General features: G+C 61.7%; 11 protein-coding genes. 6 read left to right on the forward strand and 5 right to left on the reverse strand.

Annotated elements, in window-relative coordinates; genetic code table 11:
- Window positions 1-22: 22 nt before the first annotated feature.
- The gene (locus UF78_RS04835) at window positions 23-1,021 is read right to left on the reverse strand and encodes a class I SAM-dependent methyltransferase (RefSeq protein WP_045160896.1); all 999 of its coding nucleotides are present in this window, start codon (window positions 1,019-1,021) and stop codon (window positions 23-25) included.
- A 57-nt stretch (window positions 1,022-1,078) separates the two neighbouring features.
- Window positions 1,079-2,041, reverse strand: a complete 963-nt coding sequence (locus UF78_RS04840; protein WP_045160897.1) for a 2-hydroxyacid dehydrogenase — start codon at window positions 2,039-2,041, stop codon at window positions 1,079-1,081.
- Window positions 2,042-2,102: 61 nt separating this feature from the next.
- Here UF78_RS04840 and UF78_RS04845 point away from each other — a divergent pair, with 61 nt between their 5' ends.
- Together UF78_RS04845 and UF78_RS04850 are read left to right on the forward strand one after the other, a co-directional pair.
- The gene (locus tag UF78_RS04845; RefSeq protein WP_045160898.1) at window positions 2,103-2,732 is read left to right on the forward strand and encodes a LysE family translocator; all 630 of its coding nucleotides are present in this window, start codon (window positions 2,103-2,105) and stop codon (window positions 2,730-2,732) included.
- Window positions 2,733-2,890: 158 nt separating this feature from the next.
- Window positions 2,891-4,573 carry a fatty acid--CoA ligase gene (locus tag UF78_RS04850; RefSeq protein ID WP_045160899.1) on the forward strand — a complete coding sequence of 561 codons (1,683 nt, stop codon included), beginning with the start codon at window positions 2,891-2,893 and terminating at the stop codon, window positions 4,571-4,573.
- Window positions 4,574-4,592: 19 nt separating this feature from the next.
- Here the strand turns inward: UF78_RS04850 and UF78_RS04855 are convergent, their stop codons facing one another.
- Window positions 4,593-6,674: an ATP-binding protein gene (locus UF78_RS04855; RefSeq protein ID WP_336434153.1), complete on the reverse strand. Its 2,082-nt coding sequence runs from the start codon at window positions 6,672-6,674 to the stop codon at window positions 4,593-4,595.
- 74 nt (window positions 6,675-6,748) lie between these two features.
- Between UF78_RS04855 and UF78_RS04860 the strand changes: the two genes are divergently transcribed.
- The 4 genes from UF78_RS04860 (at window position 6,749) to UF78_RS04875 (ending at window position 14,276) form a co-directional block, all read left to right on the forward strand.
- Window positions 6,749-7,393: an MBL fold metallo-hydrolase gene (locus UF78_RS04860; RefSeq protein WP_045160901.1), complete on the forward strand. Its 645-nt coding sequence runs from the start codon at window positions 6,749-6,751 to the stop codon at window positions 7,391-7,393.
- Between the two features lie 124 nt (window positions 7,394-7,517).
- Window positions 7,518-8,174, forward strand: a complete 657-nt coding sequence (locus UF78_RS04865; RefSeq protein WP_045160902.1) for an OmpA family protein — start codon at window positions 7,518-7,520, stop codon at window positions 8,172-8,174.
- 152 nt (window positions 8,175-8,326) lie between these two features.
- On the forward strand, window positions 8,327-12,037 hold the full coding sequence (locus UF78_RS04870) for a CHASE domain-containing protein (RefSeq protein WP_045160903.1): 3,711 nt from the start codon (window positions 8,327-8,329) through the stop codon (window positions 12,035-12,037).
- Between the two features lie 97 nt (window positions 12,038-12,134).
- Entirely contained in the window at window positions 12,135-14,276 is a 2,142-nt protein-coding gene (locus UF78_RS04875; RefSeq protein ID WP_045160904.1) for a putative bifunctional diguanylate cyclase/phosphodiesterase, read from the forward strand.
- Between the two features lie 4 nt (window positions 14,277-14,280).
- Here the strand turns inward: UF78_RS04875 and UF78_RS04880 are convergent, their stop codons facing one another.
- Together UF78_RS04880 and pta are read right to left on the reverse strand one after the other, a co-directional pair.
- Window positions 14,281-15,189, reverse strand: coding sequence for an acyltransferase (locus UF78_RS04880; RefSeq protein ID WP_045160905.1), 909 nt, complete (start codon window positions 15,187-15,189; stop codon window positions 14,281-14,283).
- A gap of 133 nt (window positions 15,190-15,322) precedes the next feature.
- Window positions 15,323-17,419: a phosphate acetyltransferase gene (gene pta / locus UF78_RS04885; protein ID WP_045160906.1), complete on the reverse strand. Its 2,097-nt coding sequence runs from the start codon at window positions 17,417-17,419 to the stop codon at window positions 15,323-15,325.
- Window positions 17,420-17,513: the final 94 nt, after the last annotated feature.

Consider the following 17,513-nt stretch of genomic DNA (forward strand, 5'->3'; position numbering starts at 1 on the left):
CGCGGCGTGTAGTGCAAGTCGATCAGGCGCGCTGTGCACGGTAGATGCGGAAGCCCTCCGCATTGCTCAGCGTCTCGCAATGGCCCAGATGGGCCTCGATCAGTGGCGGATACTTGAGGAAGGCATTGGCTACCAGGCGCAACTCGCCGTTGGGTCGCAGATGACTGGCGGCACGTTGCAGCAGTGTTTCGCTGGCGGCGTAGTGGGTATGCACGCCCTGATGGAACGGCGGATTGCTGATGATCGCAGCGCAGTCGTCTGGCGCCGCGTCAATGCCATCGCCGGCAATGACCTGGGCCTGTAACTGGTTGGCTGCCAGCGTCATGCGGCTGCTCTGGACGGCGAACGCATCGACGTCCAGCAACACCACCTCGCTTTGCGGATAACGTCTCTTCAGCGACGCACCGATGACGCCTGCACCGCAGCCGAAATCCAGCAGCCGGCCGGTAGGCAGATCGTCGAGCCGTTCCAGCAGCAGAGCGGTGCCACGATCGAGTCGGCCATGGCTGAACACGCCGGGCAGGCTGACGACCTGCAGCGGGCCGTCAGCCAGGTCGAGTTCGAAGCGCTGTGCAAGGGTTTCCAACTCGGGCGCCGGCGGACTGTTCGCTATCTTGACCTGCCACAATTGGCAATGGCGGGCGCTGTCGAGCTTGCGAGCCTCGCCGAACGGCGACAGCTGTCTGGCGGCGCGCTCGACGCCTGCGCGCTTTTCTCCGACCAGATACAGCAAACGTCCCGGTAACCGCGCCGCCAACGCGTTCAGCAAGTAATCGGTCAGCTCACGTGACTTGGGCAGAAACAGCACGGCAGCGTCGAACGCGGCCGATGGGGGCTCGACACCGAATGTGCAGCGCCCGGCGAAGCGAGTCTGCAGCCACTGCTGTTCGCCTGCGTGCCAGCTCCAGCCGATGGCTCCGGGCAGCTGGCCGAGCAGGTCGTCGGCCGGCAGCCCGGCAAGCAACAGCTCGCCGCTGAAGAGTTCGGCCTGACGCAGCAGTACTTCGCTTCGGGGGTCCATGATGCCTCCGGACAAAAGCTGGCGAGCTTAGCAGTCTTGTCCCTGGCAGCAGAAGCGTCAGCCGACCTGACGCTTCGGCGCGCCGGCGAAAAACGCTTCGGCGTTTTCACACATTTGATCAACGATGCGCTGCCGTGCTTCACGGCTGCCCCAGGCGCTATGTGGCGTCACGATCAGGCGCGGCACGTCCGCAGCCAGCAGTGGGTTGTCGTTGCTGGGTGGCTCGCTGGTGAGCACATCGGTGGCGGCGCCGCCCAAATGTCCGCTGCGCAATGTGTCAGCCAGCGCCTGTTCATCAATTAAGCCGCCACGGGCGGTATTGATGATGAATGCCGTGGGCTTCATCAATCGCAGCTCGCGTGCTCCGATGAGGTCGCGTGTCTGCTCGGTCAGCGGGCAATGCAGCGTCAGGGCGTCGATCTGTGGCAGCAGTTCGTCGAGGTCCAGGCGGTCGGCGCGTGGCGGGCGGCCAGGCAGGTTGCCGGTCAGCACCCGCATGCCCAGCGCCTCGGCCAGTCTGGCGACGGCGCTGCCCAGCTCGCCGTGACCGAGCACGCCGAGGGTCTTGCCGGCGAGCTCGACGATGGGAAAATCCAGTAGGCAGAACTGCCCGCTTTCCTGCCAGCGACCTCGGGCGACGGCGCCTTGATAATCGGGTAGCCGTGTGGCCAGCGCGAGCAGTAGCATCAAGGTGTGCTGGGCCACGGTGGCGGTGCCATAGGCCTGGCAGTTGCAGACCGCGATGCCGCGCTGTTTGGCGGCGACCAAGTCGATGTTGTTGACGCCGGTCGCGGCTACTAGGATCAGCTTGAGCTCCGGACAGGCGGCGAGCGCTGCTTCGTTCAGTGGCACCTTGTTAACGATGGCGACTTGGGCGCCCTGCAGCCGTTCGACGATCTGCGAGTCGCTGGTCTGCGCATGGCAGCTCAGTTCATCGAAGGTCGACCGCAGCGCAGCCAGGTCCAGGTCGCCCTGGTCGAGTGGGGATAGATCGAGGAATACAGCGCGGCGATTGCTCATGGACTTTACTCGTATGAATCAGCGGGCGGATGTCCCGCCCCGGAAATAGCGGAGTCGCTAGATGTATTGGATGGAGTTTCTTACCGTGGCGCTGGTTCATCTGCTTGCTGTGGCCAGTCCCGGACCGGACTTTGCGGTGGTCGTGCGTGAAAGTGTGACCCGTGGTCAGCGCAGCGGCAGCTGGACGGCTATCGGTGTGGGCAGCGGTATTTTGCTACACGTGGGTTATTCGTTGCTTGGTATTGGCCTGATCGTCTCGCAGTCGATCGTGCTGTTCAACCTATTCAAGTGGCTGGCAGCCGGTTATCTGTTCTATCTCGGTGTTCAAGCGCTACGCGCCAAGCCCGTTGCGGTCGGCGATCTGCCACCGCCCGGCACTGGCGGAGCACAATCTTGCAGACGTGCCTTTACGGTGGGTTTCGTTACCAACGGCTTGAATCCCAAGGCCACACTATTTTTTCTGTCGCTATTCACAGTGGTTATCGACCCCCATACCCCACTCGCCGTTCAGGCGGGCTATGGGGTATATCTGGCGTTCGCTACCGGCTTGTGGTTCTGCCTGGTGGCCTGGCTGTTCAGCCGCGAGCGCGTGCGGGCAGGCTTCGCGCGCATGGGGCACTGGTTCGATCGGGTCACCGGCGCGGTGCTGATCGGCCTTGGCGTCCGCCTGGCGGCAAGCGAGATTGCCTGATCGCCGGGTTATGCAATCGGCTGTTACACAGCGGGCCTCGACGCGTTGAACGACGGCCAGGTTGACTGTCGACTCGGGACGCCGCGCGACGGTTTGCGCGGCGAACATCCGACGCCGTGTCCAGCGTGCCTCTCATAACATCAATAACAGGAAGCCCTATGTTGCAGACCCGAGTGATCAAACCCGCCGCGAATGCCTACCAGTATCCCCTGTTGATCAAGAGCCTGCTGTTGTCGGGCCAGCGTTATGAGCGCACTCGTGAGATCGTCTACCGTGATCAGGTGCGTTTCGACTATCGCACCCTCAATCAGCGCATTGCCCGGCTCGCCAACGTACTGACCGCCGCCGGGGTCAAGGCGGGTGACACCGTGGCGGTCATGGACTGGGACAGTCATCGCTACCTCGAATGTATGTTCGCCATCCCGATGATTGGTGCGGTGGTTCATACCATCAACGTGCGCCTGTCTCCGGAGCAGATCCTCTACACCATGAATCATGCCGAAGATCGCTTCGTTCTGGTCAACAGCGAATTCGCGCCCCTGTATCAGGCGATCGCCGGGCAGCTCACCACGGTCGATAAAACGCTGCTGATTACCGATGCCGATGACAAGACCTGCGATCTGCCCAACTGCGTGGGCGAGTATGAAAGCCTGCTTGCCGAGGCGCAGCCGCACTACGATTTCCCGGACTTCGATGAGAACTCGGTGGCGACGACCTTCTACACCACCGGCACCACCGGAGATCCCAAGGGCGTTTATTTCACCCATCGCCAGTTAGTCCTGCATACCCTTGCCGGAGCGATAACGGTCGGCTGTCGCGAGAATCCCCAGCTGATGGCGGCGGGCGACGTCTACATGCCGATCACGCCGATGTTCCACGTGCATGCCTGGGGGCTGCCGTACGTGGCGACGATGATGGGCCTCAAGCAGGTCTATCCTGGGCGCTACGATCCAGAATTGCTGATCGAGCTGTGGCGCAAGGAGAAGGTCACTTTCTCGCATTGCGTGCCGACTATCGTTCAGATGCTGCTCAACGCCAAGGCGGCGAAGGGCACGGACTTCAACGGCTGGAAAATCACCATCGGCGGCAGTGCGCTGACCCGTGGTCTCTACGAATCAGCCCGTGCCTGCGGCATGCAGCTGGTGGCTGCCTATGGCATGTCGGAAACCTGCCCGCTGATTTCCGGTGCCCATATCAATGATGAGCTGCGTGAGGCCAGCGAGGACGAGCAGAGTAGCTACCGCCTCAAGGCTGGGGTGCCGGTGGTGCTGGTCGATGCCGCCATCCAGGCACCGGACGGCAGTTTTCTACCAGCCGACGGCGTATCCCAGGGCGAGTTGGTGCTTCGGGCGCCCTGGCTGACTCAGGGCTATGCCGGCAATCTTGAAAAGAGCGAAGAGCTATGGGCTGGCGGATGGCTGCATACCGGCGACGTCGCGACCGTCGACGAGATGGGTAACATCGACATTCGCGATCGCATCAAGGATGTCATCAAGACCGGCGGCGAGTGGGTTTCCTCGCTGGCGATTGAAGGCTTGATCAGTCGTCACGAGGCTGTACGCGACGTGGCGGTGGTGGGTGTGCCTGACGAGCGCTGGGGCGAACGCCCATTCGCCCTGGTTGTGCTGTGCGAGGGCAAACAGCTCGATGCGCGTACGCTGCAGCGCTTTCTCGAGCCTGCGGTGGAGCAGGGGCAGATCAATAAGTGGGCGATTCCGCAGCAGATCGCGGTGGTAGCTGACATTCCCAAGACCAGTGTCGGCAAGCTGGACAAGAAGCGTATCCGGGTCGACATCGCGCGCTGGCTGGAAGAGGGCAGTCACGCCATCTCCTCGATCTAGCAACGAGACGGGAAAGGAGCTAGGCGTCGTCTGGCTCCTGACCGGGCTCCAGCATGCTGCGGACTTTGTCTTCGAGGTTCGAGATGCTGAACGGCTTGGTCAGGACCTCGTAGTCGTACGAGGCGTTGCTGCGCTGTAGCACCGAGCTCTCGGCGTAGCCGGTGATGAATAGCACGCGCAAGGACGGCCGCTTTTCCCGGGCGGCATCGGCGAGTTGCCGCCCGTTCATGCCGCCGGGCAGCCCGATATCCGATATCAGCAGATCCAGATGTGCATCGCTCTCGAGAATGCGCAGGCCGCTGGGACCTTCCGCCGCTTCCAGGGTGTTCAGCCCCATTTCCTGCAGCACCTCCGTCACCAGCATACGGACGTTTGGTTCGTCATCCACCACCAGAACGGTACGCCCTTCGACCGAAGCGGGTGGCAGGTCCGTAGTGGACGGCGCATGCAGGCTGGTCGACTGGCCGTGGTGGCGGGGCAAGTAGATCCAGACACTGGTGCCTTCGCCCACCGTGCTCTCGATACGCACGCCTCCGCCCGATTGCTTGGCGAAGCCGTAGACCATGGATAAGCCGAGCCCCGTACCTTCGCCCAGAGGTTTGGTGGTGTAGAACGGATCGAAGACGTAGCCGAGCTTTTCCGGAGGAATGCCGACGCCCGTATCGCGGACGCCGAGTGCGACGTACTCACCGGATTGCAGGCCGATTTCCTGGGCGAGCGGCTCGTCCAGTCGCAGGTTTTCGCTGATCAGCGTCAACTGACCACCATCAGGCATCGCATCGCGGGCGTTGATGGTGAGGTTCAGCAAGGCGTTTTCCAGCTGGTTGGTGTCACAGAGGGTGAGCCAGAGTTCGTCCGACAACTGCGTCGAATAGCTCACCATTGGCCCGATGGTGCGTTGCAGCAGCTCCATCATGCCTTCTATCAGGGTGTTGAGATCGGTGGGGCTGGGGTCGAGCGTCTGGCGTCGTGAAAAAGCCAGCAGGCGGTGGGTGAGCGCGGTCGCGCGAGTGGCGGAGGTCAACGCGCTGCGGATATAACGCTGCAGGTCGTCGGTGCGGCCCTGATCCAGGCGAACCGATAGCAGCTCCAGCGAGCCGATTACGCCCGCCAGGAGGTTGTTGAAATCGTGCGCCAGGCCGCCGGTCAGCTGGCCGACCGCTTCCATTTTCTGCGACTGCCGCAGCGCCGCCTCAGTCTTGGCGCGTGCTGCGACTTCAGCGTTGACGCGCTGCTCGAGGGTTTCGTTGAGGCGGTGCAGTGCTCGTTCGGTACGCTTGTGCTGAGTAATGTCGAGACAAGCACCGACCATGTATGAGGGTCTGCCGTTGGCGTCGGTGAAGGTCTGGCCCTTGTCGAATATCCAGCGCTCGTTGCCCTCCGGCAGTCTGACCCTGAATTGCATCTCGAAATCGTCCCCGTAGCGTGCACAGCGCTCGCACTGCTGGGCGATGCTGTCCCGATCGTCAGGGTGGATCGTATCGAGAAGGTCGTTGAGCCAGCCTGATGTCAGGCCCTCCAGGCCGAACAGGCGCTGCATGGGCAGGTCCATGTCCAGGCGATTGTTGCGCAGATCCCAATAGAAAGTACCGGTGCCGGAGGCCAGCAGTGCCGCGTTCAGGCGCTCGTCGCTCTCGCGCAGGCGTAGCGCCGCAGACTCCTGCTCGAGAAGGCTTTCGGTGACGTCTTCGGCCTGGTGGATGATGTAGCTGACCTGGCCTTGTTCATCCAGCACCGGCACATTGACCACGTCCCAATAGCGATTTTCGTCACGGGTGCCTTCGCCGTGCGGACGCCGCAGTGGATAGCCGACCGTCTTGAGGTGTTGTAGGCGTCCGGTGCGCGCGACCTCCGCCAACGATGCGCGCAGCAGATCGTAGCCGGGGGACGTTGACACCGAGGCGTCGCCGCCGTGATAGGCCTCGAACAGCGGGCGGCCAATGATGTCTTCACGACGCGCCATGGTCGCTCGCAAGCGCTCCTGGCTGGCGGCGACCATGGTGTAGTCGGCATCGTTGGCAACCACGAGGACGATTCCAGGCAGGGCATCGAAGATGCGCTGCAGATCCGCTATGTCGATGGCTCGGCTCTCCGTCTGAATGACACGTCTGCGTGTGCCGTATAGGTTAGTAGTGGCTGTTTTGCGGAAAAAATTCGGTTACCTGAGGAGTCAAGGTGCTAGACAAAGGCCATACGTTGATCAGTGAAACCTTTCCCGTCGGTCCGCTGCAATGCAATTGCACGATCATTGGCGATTCGTTGACGGGCCGGGCCGTCGTCGTGGACCCGGGCGGCGATCCGGAGGTGATCCTTGCGCGAATCGATGCCCTGGGATTGAAGGTCGTCAATGTCATTCACACCCATGCGCATCTGGATCACTTCCTCGCGTCCGGGCAGATCAAGGAGCGAACCGGCGCCACCTTGCACCTGCACAAGGACGACCAGTTCCTCTGGGACAGTCTTGAGCAGCAGTGCCGGCTGTTCGGGGTACCCTATACGCCGGTGCCGGCCCCGGATTGCTGGTTGGCCGACGATCAGGCACTGGCCTGCGGCTGTGGCGTCGCGCTCCACACGCCGGGCCATACGCCGGGCTCGATGTGCTTCTGGTTCCCTGACGTGAAGTTGCTGGTTGCCGGGGATACGCTTTTTCGCCGTGGAATCGGCCGGACCGATCTCTGGGGTGGCGATTATGCCACCATCGAGCGGTCGATCAGACAGAGGCTGTACTGCCTGGACGAGGACGCGACTGTCATCACTGGGCACGGACCGCAAACGCGGTTGGGTGACGAGATGCGAGAGAACCCTTTTGTCCGTGCTTAATTCGTCGTGGGTTCGTCGGCACGTTCCGGTTCTACTGCTGGCTGAGTGTTAACCTAGCGGCGCATTTCAGCCTGCGGACGTGTAGTCCCTGCAGGCTGGCGTCCCGCAGATGAAGGAAGTCACCATGAAAAAACTCAGCAATCTGACCGCATTCGCCGCCACCATCGCACTGCTGGCCGGCTGTACTAACAACCCCTACACCGGCGAACGAGAAGCGGGCAAGGCGGGCATCTACGGTGGCATCGGCGCGGTCAGCGGCGCAGTGATCGGCGCCGCTACCTCCAGCAAGAAGGACCGTGCCAAAGGCGCCCTGATCGGCGCGGCGGTCGGCGGCGCCGCCGGTGGCGGCTATGGCTACTATGTCGATACCCAGGAAGCCAAGCTGCGCCAGACCCTGCAGGGCACCGGGGTTCAGGTCCAGCGCGAGGGCGACAACCTGACGCTGATCATGCCGGGTAACATCACTTTCCCGAGCAACTCGGCAGATATTTCCAGCAGCTTCTACCCGACCCTGAACTCCTTGGTTCGGGTGTTCAAGGAATTCAACAAGAACGGCATCGACATCGTTGGTCATACCGACAGCACGGGCTCGCTACAGCTCAATCAGGATCTGTCCAACCGTCGTGCGCGGAGCGTTGCCGCCTACCTGGAAGGCAACGGCGTGGCCGCGTCTCGAATCTCATCCTTCGGGGCCGGTCCGAGCCAGCCGATCGCCAGCAACGATACCGCTGCTGGGCGTGCACAGAATCGGCGTGTAGAGATCAATCTGCGCCCTCTGTAAGCGACCTTGATAGGCGAGCCGCAATGGCTCGTCTATGTCATTTAAGTGACGTCATTTTTCCCTCTTTTCTTCATCTGTCATTGAACCTCTCGGCAATCCACGACTCTGAAGCTGGTGACAAACGAGCCATGTGGTGGCATTGAGGAGGTCGAATGGATGATCGTTCTGCTCTCCATTCTCGTAAGCCTTGGCTGCCATTGGTCGTGACGTTGGCCTTGATGGCCGGGCTTGGAGGATGGGTCGTCTGGCAGTGGCAGGTACAGGAAGCACGGATCCGCGCGGAGCAGGCGCAACGATTCAATCTGGCGGTCAATGACGTCGAAAGCAACCTGCGCGAGCGCATGCGCGCGTACGAGATGGTCATGCGTGGCCTAGCCGGTCTTTTCGTTGGCAGCGATACCGTCAGTCTGGACGATTGGAACCGGGCCTCCGATCAGCTTCAACTGCAAGATTTCTACCCCGGCATCCAGGCGATCGCCCTAGCTCGATACGTGCGTGCGGATAACCTGGCCTCACTGCTCACGGAGATGCGTAAAGAGGGTCGCAGCAATTTTCGTATGTACCCGGCTGGCGATCGCGACGAATACCTGATTACGGATTTCATTCACCCGCTCGATTGGCGCAATCGTCGCGTGCTGGGCTTCGACATGCTGAGCGAAGAGACTCGGCGAGAAGCCATCATGGCGGCGCGCAACATTGGCACGCCGATGCTCACCGGACCGTTGCGACTCAAGCAGGAAACCGAACAGAACGCCCAGGTGGGCATTCTGCTTTACCTTCCGCTGTACCGGGTCGGCGCTCCCGTCACGACCCTGGAAGAGCGCCAAGCAGCCTTTGCCGGCACGTTGCACGGGGCTTTTCGACTGACCGATCTGATGGAAGGTGTGCTGGGGTCGCGCAGCAAGCTGTTCCAGCTGCAGCTGTTCGACGCCGCCATACCAGACGAACCGCTGCTGGTGGGCCGAGCGGCGGTGAGCGATGATGCGCGCTTTCATCGCACCCGCAATATCTACATGTACGGTCGCAGCTGGCAGCTGCAGGTGGGCAGCACGCCCGAATACGAAGCCATCCTGAACAGAAGCAGCGGGGCCTTCAACCTGGCGGCCGCCATGACCGCCGCGATCCTATTCTCCCTGCTGATCGGTGGCTACCTGTATTTGCGCGAGCGCGCACTGCGCAGCAGTCAGGCGTTAGGTGCGCAGCTGCAGGAGCGCGAGGCTTGGTTTCGTCAGTTGATCGAGCAGTTGCCGGTGGCAACCTTGCTGTGTAACGACCAGGGCCGAATAGAGCTGGCGAACCAGAGCGCCGCGGCACTGCTGGGGAGCAGCGCCGGCCTGCTCGCGGGTGAGCGCCTCAATCGTTATGTTCCCGGTGCGCTGGTAGATTCCACCGGTGGACCGCGGCTGGAGGCCACTCATCAGGAGAGCCAGGCGCTACGCGAAGATGGCACGCCGATACCGGTTTCGCTGAGCCTGACCAGCTTCAGGCGCGATAACGCCATTTATCATTTGCTCAACCTGGTTGATCTTCAGCAGCGCAAGCGTGACGAAGAGCGGTTTCGCAATGTGGTCGAAGCGTCGCCGAACGCCTTCCTGCTGTTCGACCACGACGGTCGAATCGTCATGGTCAATCGGCAAACCGAGCTGCTGTTCGGCTATAGCCGGCAAGAGCTGCTGGGTCAGCCGGTCGAACTGCTGATCCCCGAGTCGATGCGCAAGATCTATCACGAGGTGCGCTACCGTTTCGGGCAGGATGCCGAATCACGCCGTCTGGGCGAAAACCGCGAACTGTTCGGTCGCCATCGGGATGGTCATCTATTGCCCGTGGAGGTTGGCCTGTCACCGCTGCGCAGCGGTGAAGAACAATTGGTGCAGGCCGTGGTGATCGATATCGGCCACCGCAAGGCCGCCGAGCGGCGTTTGCGTGATCAGGCCAATGAGCTGGTCGTCGCCAACCGCTATAAATCCGAATTCCTCGCCAACATGTCCCACGAGCTGCGCACGCCGCTCAACAGCATCCTGATCCTCAGCGACCAGTTGCGGCAGAACGCCGCGAGCAACCTGACCGAAAAGCAGGTGCGGCATGCCGACATCATCCATCGTGCCGGTCATGACTTGCTGCAACTGATCAACGATGTACTTGATCTGGCCAAGATCGAGGCCGGTCATATGCAGATCAAGCCGGAGCCGGTCAACCTGGCCGAGCTGTTGGCTGAGTTGGTGGCCGGACTCGAGCCGATGGCCGAGCAGAACGGCCTGACCCTCGGCTCTCGAATCGACCCGGATGTGCCGGTCTCGATCATCAGTGATCGCGCCCGTCTGCAGCAGATCCTGCGTAACCTCATCACTAACGCCTTGAAGTTCACCGAGCACGGCTCCGTGGACATCCATGTCTCGCAAAAACCTGCCGAAAATCCCGTCGGCGAAGATCTTTTGCAGATCTGCGTGACCGACACCGGCATCGGCATTGCCGAAGACCAACATGAACGGATCTTCCAGGCGTTCCAGCAGATCGATGGTTCGATCAGCCGACAGTACGGCGGCACAGGACTTGGCCTGGCCATCGCGCGGCAGCTGGCCGAAGTGCTCGGCGGCGGCATCCGGCTCAGGAGTGCGCCGGGCCAAGGCTCCAGTTTTACCGTCGAACTGCCCCTGAAACTGGCGACGACCACGGAGGTCCGGACGCTACGGCCGTCCCAGCGTCGCGGCCAGGGCGGCGGTTTATTGATTGTCGAGGACGACGCCGATTTCGCCTCCGTGGTAGCTGAGGTTGGGCAATCCCATGGTTTCCCCAGCGTGATTTGCGGTACCGGGCAAGAGGGGCTGGAGGCACTCGAGCAGGACCGCTTCGCGGCGGTCATTCTCGACATCCTGCTGCCGGACATCAGCGGTTGGCAGGTTCATCGTGTGCTGCGCTCCGACTCTCGGCACCAGGACACGCCGGTATACATCATCTCTTGCGTACCGCAGCCGCAAGGCTGGTCGGATGACGGCTCGCACTACCTGCTCAAACCTGTGGCTCAATCGGAGCTGGAGCGGCTGTTCATCGATCTGGCGCGTCAGGAAATCAGTTCGATGCGATTGCTGTTGGTCGAGACGGACCCTGAGCGGCGTCGGCAACTGCGTGAGCATTTCGAGCGTCTCGGCTACCGGGTCACCGAGTGCCGGCGCAGCGAGGAGGCCAGGCTGGCCTATGCCGAGCACAGCTTCACGGTGCTGATCATCGACTTCGATCTACCCGGCGAGGATGGCCTGGATCTGCTCGAAGCGCTGGATCGCCTGCGCTCGCTGAAAGATGTGCGTGTGATATTGAACAGCCGTGAACCGCTTTCGGAAAAGAATCTACAGCGACTTCGGCGCTATTCGTCGGTTGCGTTGTCAAAAACAGAGGAATTGGAGCATATGGAAGATGCATTGAAGCCCGCCGCAGCCGAGCCTGCGCCGCTGGGCATGGATGAAGTGGAACATCCTCTACTGGGTCAGCGGGTGCTGCTGGTGGATTCGGATGTGCGATCGATCTACTCCATCAGCGCCATGCTCGACGAGCAGGGGCTGCAGGTGGTGCCGGCCACCACGCGTTCCGAGGCACTTGAACGATTCGATGAAGATGCATTCGATTTGGCATTGGTGGACATGGCTATGCCGGACAATGGCGGTCCTGCACTGATCCGGCAGCTCAGAAACGACTATGGTTGTCAGGTGCCAATCGTGGCACTGGCGGTTGGTGACGATCCGACCGTCAGGGATCAAAGCATCGCCGCGGGTGCGGACGATGTGTTGTTCAAGCCGGTCGAAAATCCCAGGTTGGTCGACCTGCTGCGGCGTTGCCTCGAGCAGGCTGATGGCCCTGGCGAGAGCCCATGAAGGAGAAGTGTGTGACGCATTGTTCATGCCGGAGTGGCGCCTCTATCGACGCCATCGTGGTCGGAATCAACTGTGCATCGGGTAGGAGAGTCAGGTGATGGGCCGGGTACAAGCCAAATCACAGCCTCGTACCCGGACGTTGCTGGTCGTCGATGATCGCGAGGCGAATCTGGTTGCGATGGAGGCCTTGCTGGGCGACGGCGACTGGCAGGTGCACACGGTCAATTCCGGCGAAGCCGCGCTGCAGGCGCTGCTCGATCTGGATGTGGAGCTGGTACTGCTGGACGTGCAAATGCCGGGTATGGACGGCTTCGAAGTCGCTCGCCTGATGCGTGGCAGCCCGCACACGCGCTACACCCCGATCATTTTCGTCTCGGCCATCGCGCATACCCGTGAGTCGGTATTGCGGGGATATGCGACGGGGGCGGTTGATTTCATCCTGAAACCCTTCGATCCACAGGTGCTCAAGCACAAGATCAACACGTTGCTCAGCCACGAGCACAACCGGCGCGATCTGCAATTGCTGACCCAGCAGCTCGACAGCGCGCGGGCATTCAACGCCTCGGTGCTGAACAACGCCGCCGAAGGCATTCTGGTGGTGGGCGAGGATGGCTACATCAACTTCGCCAACCCGGCGATCGCACAAATGCTACACACCAGCGTCGACGATCTACAGGGCACGGCATTGGTCGATCATCTCGCCGCGCCGCAAATGCCCGAAGCCTGGCGCGACACCGAGTTCTACAAGCAATGGCGTAGCGGCAATACCTTCCGTCTGCACGAAGCACAGCTATATACCGCCAACGGCGGCACGCTGCCGGTGGCTTTGTCTGCGTCACCACTGCCTCGTCAACAGCGATCAATGGTGGTGATCGCCCTGGACATGTCGGTGGTGCGCAATCTGCACGTGCAGCTGGAAACCCAGGCGGTGACCGACTCGCTGACCGGCTTGCTGAATCGGCGGGGCTTCCACCAGGCGCTGGATTCGGCCTTGGCGAGGGTTGACCGGAACGGCAAGCGCATGGCCATCCTCTACATCGACCTGGACGGATTCAAGCGTATCAACGATTCGCTGGGGCACGATGCGGGCGACGAGATTCTCTGCCGCGTGGCGCGGGTGCTGGAAACCTGCATGCGGCCCTACGACATTATTGCCCGCATGGGCGGCGACGAGTTCACCGCATTGCTGGATTCGCTCGATCATCCGGAAGACGCTGCCAAGGTGGCGGAAAAACTCATCGAGCTGATTTCGGTCCGGCATACCATCGGCGGTACCGACGTGACGCTCGGCGCCAGTATCGGTATCGCGCATTTTCCGGATTGCGGCCAGAGCGTCGAGGAGTTGCTGCGTTCAGCGGACATGGCCATGTATGAAGCCAAACGCAACGGACGGCAGCAGTATCGGTTTTTCTCCAACGAAATGAACGGCCGCGCCCATGCGCGCCTGATGATGGAGGAGAATCTGCGCAGCACCATCGACCGCAATGGCTTCGGCTTGGTCTACCAGCCCCAGATCGTGCTCGAAACAGGCGAGCTACGCGGCTTCGAGGCTCTGCTGCGCTGGGATTACAGCGGTCGCGGTGAAGTCGAACCCAACGTGTTCATTCCCTTGCTGGAAGAAACGCGGCTGATCGACCGGGTCGGTAAATGGGCTCTGCGCGAGGGCCTGGCTCAATGTCGTGACTGGCGTGAGCGATTCGGTGAAAAAATGATCCTGAGCTTCAATGTCAGCCCGGTTCAGTTCGGCCGGGTCGGCTTGATCGATGAATTGCGTCGCCTGCTCGACGAGTCCCAGCTTGATCCTCGCCAGCTGGAACTGGAGGTCACCGAAGGTGCGCTGATGCAGGATCTGGAGCAGAGCTGCGACAAGCTCCGGCAACTGCGGGAGCTGGGCGTAAGGGTGGCGGTGGATGACTTCGGCACGGGCTATTCGTCACTGGCCTACCTGCGGCACTTCGATCTGGATACGCTGAAGATCGACCGCCTGTTCATCGCCAATATGCTCGATTCGCCCCGCGATGCCGCGGTGGTCAGCACCATCATCGACCTGGGGCGCAACCTGGGGCTGGAAGTCATCGCCGAAGGCGTCGAAACAGCGGCTCAACGCGATTGGCTGATTGCCAATGGTTGCCAAGTGATGCAGGGCTTTCTGGTAGCGCCGGGATTGGCCGTCGAGGATGCATTGGCGTTTCCGCGGACGGTCGACTGGGCGAAGCTCGATCACCAGGTGCGCGATTAGGCCGTCAGCGACTCGGCGGGTATTGCCGGTGCAGCGTTTCGAGCAAGGCGTCCTTGTCGCTCCAAAGCTCGTTGACCCATTCCTGGAAGCTCAGTCGATAGCGCTCGTCCTGATCGTAGCTGCGATGCAGGAACTCGGCCGGGATGGCCCGTGAGTCGATGCGCATCACTACCCGTCCGATGCGGCCGCAGAGCAGGTCCCAAAAGCTGGGATTGCCGTCCGGGTAGTGGATGGTGATGTTGATCAGTGCGGTCAGCTGCTCGCCCATGGCGTCGATCACGAAGGCGACGCCGCCGGCTCTGGGTTTGAGCAGATGGCGGTAGGGTGAAGCCTGCTCGTCATGCTTGTCCTGGGTAAAGCGTGTGCCTTCGAGAAAGTTGAATACCGACACCGGATTGGTCCGGTAGCGCTCGCAAGCCTTGCGGGTCGTGGCCAGATCCTGGCCACGTTTTTCCGGATACTTGGTCAGATACTCCTTGGTGAAGCGCTTCATGAAGGGGAACTCTAGCGCCCACCAGCACAGACCAATGACGGGTACCCATATCAGCTCCTGCTTGAGAAAAAACTTCAGAATCGGCATGCGTCGATTCAACTGGTATTGGAGCATCAGGATATCGGCCCAGCTTTGGTGGTTACTGGTGACGAGATAGGAGTGTTGCATGTCGACCTTTTCCAATCCTTGCACATCCCATTGCGTGCGCCGCACCTGATCCATCCAGAAGCCGTTGACCGCCATCCAGGACTCGGCGATCCAATGCATGCCGAAGCGCAGCGCACGCTGGACGCGAGGGATCGGCAGTGCCAGTTTCAGCAACGAAAGCGCGAAAAGGGGCCAGCACCAGAACAGCGTATTCAGCGCCAGCGTCAGGCCGGCAAGGACGCCGCGGAAGGGAGCAGGGAGGACATTCAGCATCGATTGGCTCGTATACCCGTCAATTAAGGCGGCAAGAGTACCGATTGCGCGCTGGACTGCAAGACGAATACGCCCAGCGAAAGGTGTTGCGACCTACCCAGCCGCGATGGGCCGGGCAGGTCGGATCAGCGGATCAGGCTTTCTGGCTGTCGGCCTGCAAGGCGGTGAGGGCGATGGTGAATACGATGTCATCCACCAATGCGCCGCGGGACAGGTCGTTAACCGGCTTGCGCAGGCCTTGCAGCATGGGCCCGACGCTGATCACGTTGGCGCTGCGCTGGACCGCCTTGTAGGTGGTATTGCCGGTGTTCAGATCGGGGAAGATGAATACCGTCGCCTGGCCCGCAACCAGACTGTTCGGCGCTTTCTGCTTGCCGACGCTGGCGACCGAAGCGGCGTCGTACTGCAGTGGACCGTCGATCGGCAGGTTGGGTGCACGCTCCTGGGCGATGCGCGTGGCTTCGGCAACTTTCTCCACCTCGGCGCCGCTGCCGGAGGTGCCGGTGGAATAACTGATCATCGCCACGCGTGGATTGACGCCCAGGGCGACGGCGGATTCGGCGCTTTGTAGCGCGATCTCCGCCAGCTCGGCAGCGCTCGGGTTGGGATTCACCGCGCAGTCGCCATAGACCAGCACCTGGTCCGGCAGCAGCATGAAGAATACCGACGACACCAGGCTGTAGCCCGGTGCGGTCTTGATCAACTGCAGCGCCGGGCGGATGGTGTTGGCCGTGGTATGCACGGCGCCTGAAACCAGGCCGTCCACTTCATCGAGCGCCAGCATCATGGTGCCCAGCACCACGGTGTCCTGAAGCTGTCCACGTGCGTCCTCGGCGGTCAGCCCCTTGGCCTTGCGCATCTCGCACATGGGCTCGACGTACCGGTTGATGATCAGCTCCGGATCGAGGATTTCCAGGCCGGACGGCAGCGTGATGCCTTGTTCGCGGGCGACCGCCTGGACTTCATCCGGCTTGGCCAGGAGCACGCAACGGGCGATTCCGCGCTCCTGACAGATCGCCGCAGCACGGATGGTGCGCGGCTCGTTACCTTCCGGCAGCACGATGCGCTTGTTCGCCTGTTGGGCGCGCTTGACCAACTGATAGCGGAACGCCGGAGGCGACAGTCGCAACTCGCTACGCGGTACGCTGAGGCGTGTATGCAGCAGTTCGGGCTGCAGGTGCTGGGAGATGAAATCGGTCACCTGGCTGGCGCGTTCGATATCGTCCGCCGGCGTTTCCTTGTTTAGCGCGAACAGGTTGGTGGCCGTGTCGTAGGAGCCAGTCTGCACGGTCATGACGGGCAGGCCGCCGTCGAGCGCAGCCTTGCACAGGTCGAGGATGCGCGGATCCGGGGCGAAGTCGCTGCACAGCAAGAGGCCCGCCAGTTCGACGCCATTGAGCGATGCCAGGCTCGCGGCCAAGATGATGTCGTCGCGATCGCCGGGGGTAACCACCAGCACACCCGGCTGGAGCAACTGCACGGTGTTGGGGACAGCACGGGCGCAGAGGACGATCTTGCTGATGCGACGCCGTTCGGCTTCGCCGGCATGGAGCACTTTGGCATCCAGCAGCTGGGCGATGTCCCGGGTACGCAGGGCGTTCAGTTGTTCGGCGTAGGGAACGGCGCCGAGCAACTGGAAGTCCGCGGTGCCGAGCAGTGGTAGCTGTTCCTTCAGGCGATCGATGAACGCAGGCACACCGTCGTCGCACTTGATCTTGTTGAGCACCAAGCCGAGCACCTTCGGATCCTTGGCACCACCAAACAGCTGCGCCTGGATCTCGATGCGCTCGGCCATGCGTTTGAGCGTGTCGCTACCTTGCGCAGCGATCAGAATGACTTCCGCGTCCAGGCTTTTGGCCAGATGGGTGTTGATCCGCGAGGTGTGGTTGAACTCCCGCGTCGGCACCATGCCCTCAACGATCACCACATCCTTGCCGGCGGCTACTTCCTGATAACGGCTGACCACGTCTTCGAGCAGGAGATCGAGCTCGCCATCGGCCAGTTGACGCTCCACCTGTTCCAGCGGCAGTGGCTCCGGTGAAGCGATATTCAGGGTGTTTTCCACCAGCACACAGGAACGTTCGCGGCCTTGGTCGAGCGGAAAGGGCTGGGCGATGGGCTTGAAGAAGCCGACCGTCAACCCGGCACGTTCGAGTGCCCGGATCAGACCGAGGCTGACGGAATTGAGGCCGCCACCAAAACCACAGGGGGCGAGGAAGAGCGTATGCATGGTGATCTCCTGTCGAGCGAAGGGCGATGGCGCTGTCGAATCGACTAAACCCGACGCCCCTTACGGTCGCCGGATTTTGCAATGCAATCCGTGT

This window comes from Stutzerimonas stutzeri, from assembly GCF_000952685.1.
GTDB classification, from domain to species: Bacteria; Pseudomonadota; Gammaproteobacteria; order Pseudomonadales; family Pseudomonadaceae; genus Stutzerimonas; species Stutzerimonas stutzeri_E.

Excerpts from the sequence above, each read along its gene's own strand:
- pta (WP_045160906.1), bottom strand. The coding sequence starts at position 17,419 with ATGCATACGCTCTTCCTCGCCCCCTGTGGTTTTGGTGGCGGCCTCAAT.
- UF78_RS04865 (WP_045160902.1), top strand. The coding sequence starts at position 7,518 with ATGAAAAAACTCAGCAATCTGACCGCATTCGCCGCCACCATCGCACTG.
- UF78_RS04875 (WP_045160904.1), top strand. The coding sequence starts at position 12,135 with ATGGGCCGGGTACAAGCCAAATCACAGCCTCGTACCCGGACGTTGCTG.
- UF78_RS04870 (WP_045160903.1), top strand. The coding sequence starts at position 8,327 with ATGGATGATCGTTCTGCTCTCCATTCTCGTAAGCCTTGGCTGCCATTG.
- UF78_RS04850 (WP_045160899.1), top strand. The coding sequence starts at position 2,891 with ATGTTGCAGACCCGAGTGATCAAACCCGCCGCGAATGCCTACCAGTAT.
- UF78_RS04840 (WP_045160897.1), bottom strand. The coding sequence starts at position 2,041 with ATGAGCAATCGCCGCGCTGTATTCCTCGATCTATCCCCACTCGACCAG.
- UF78_RS04835 (WP_045160896.1), bottom strand. The coding sequence starts at position 1,021 with ATGGACCCCCGAAGCGAAGTACTGCTGCGTCAGGCCGAACTCTTCAGC.
- UF78_RS04845 (WP_045160898.1), top strand. The coding sequence starts at position 2,103 with ATGTATTGGATGGAGTTTCTTACCGTGGCGCTGGTTCATCTGCTTGCT.
- UF78_RS04880 (WP_045160905.1), bottom strand. The coding sequence starts at position 15,189 with ATGCTGAATGTCCTCCCTGCTCCCTTCCGCGGCGTCCTTGCCGGCCTG.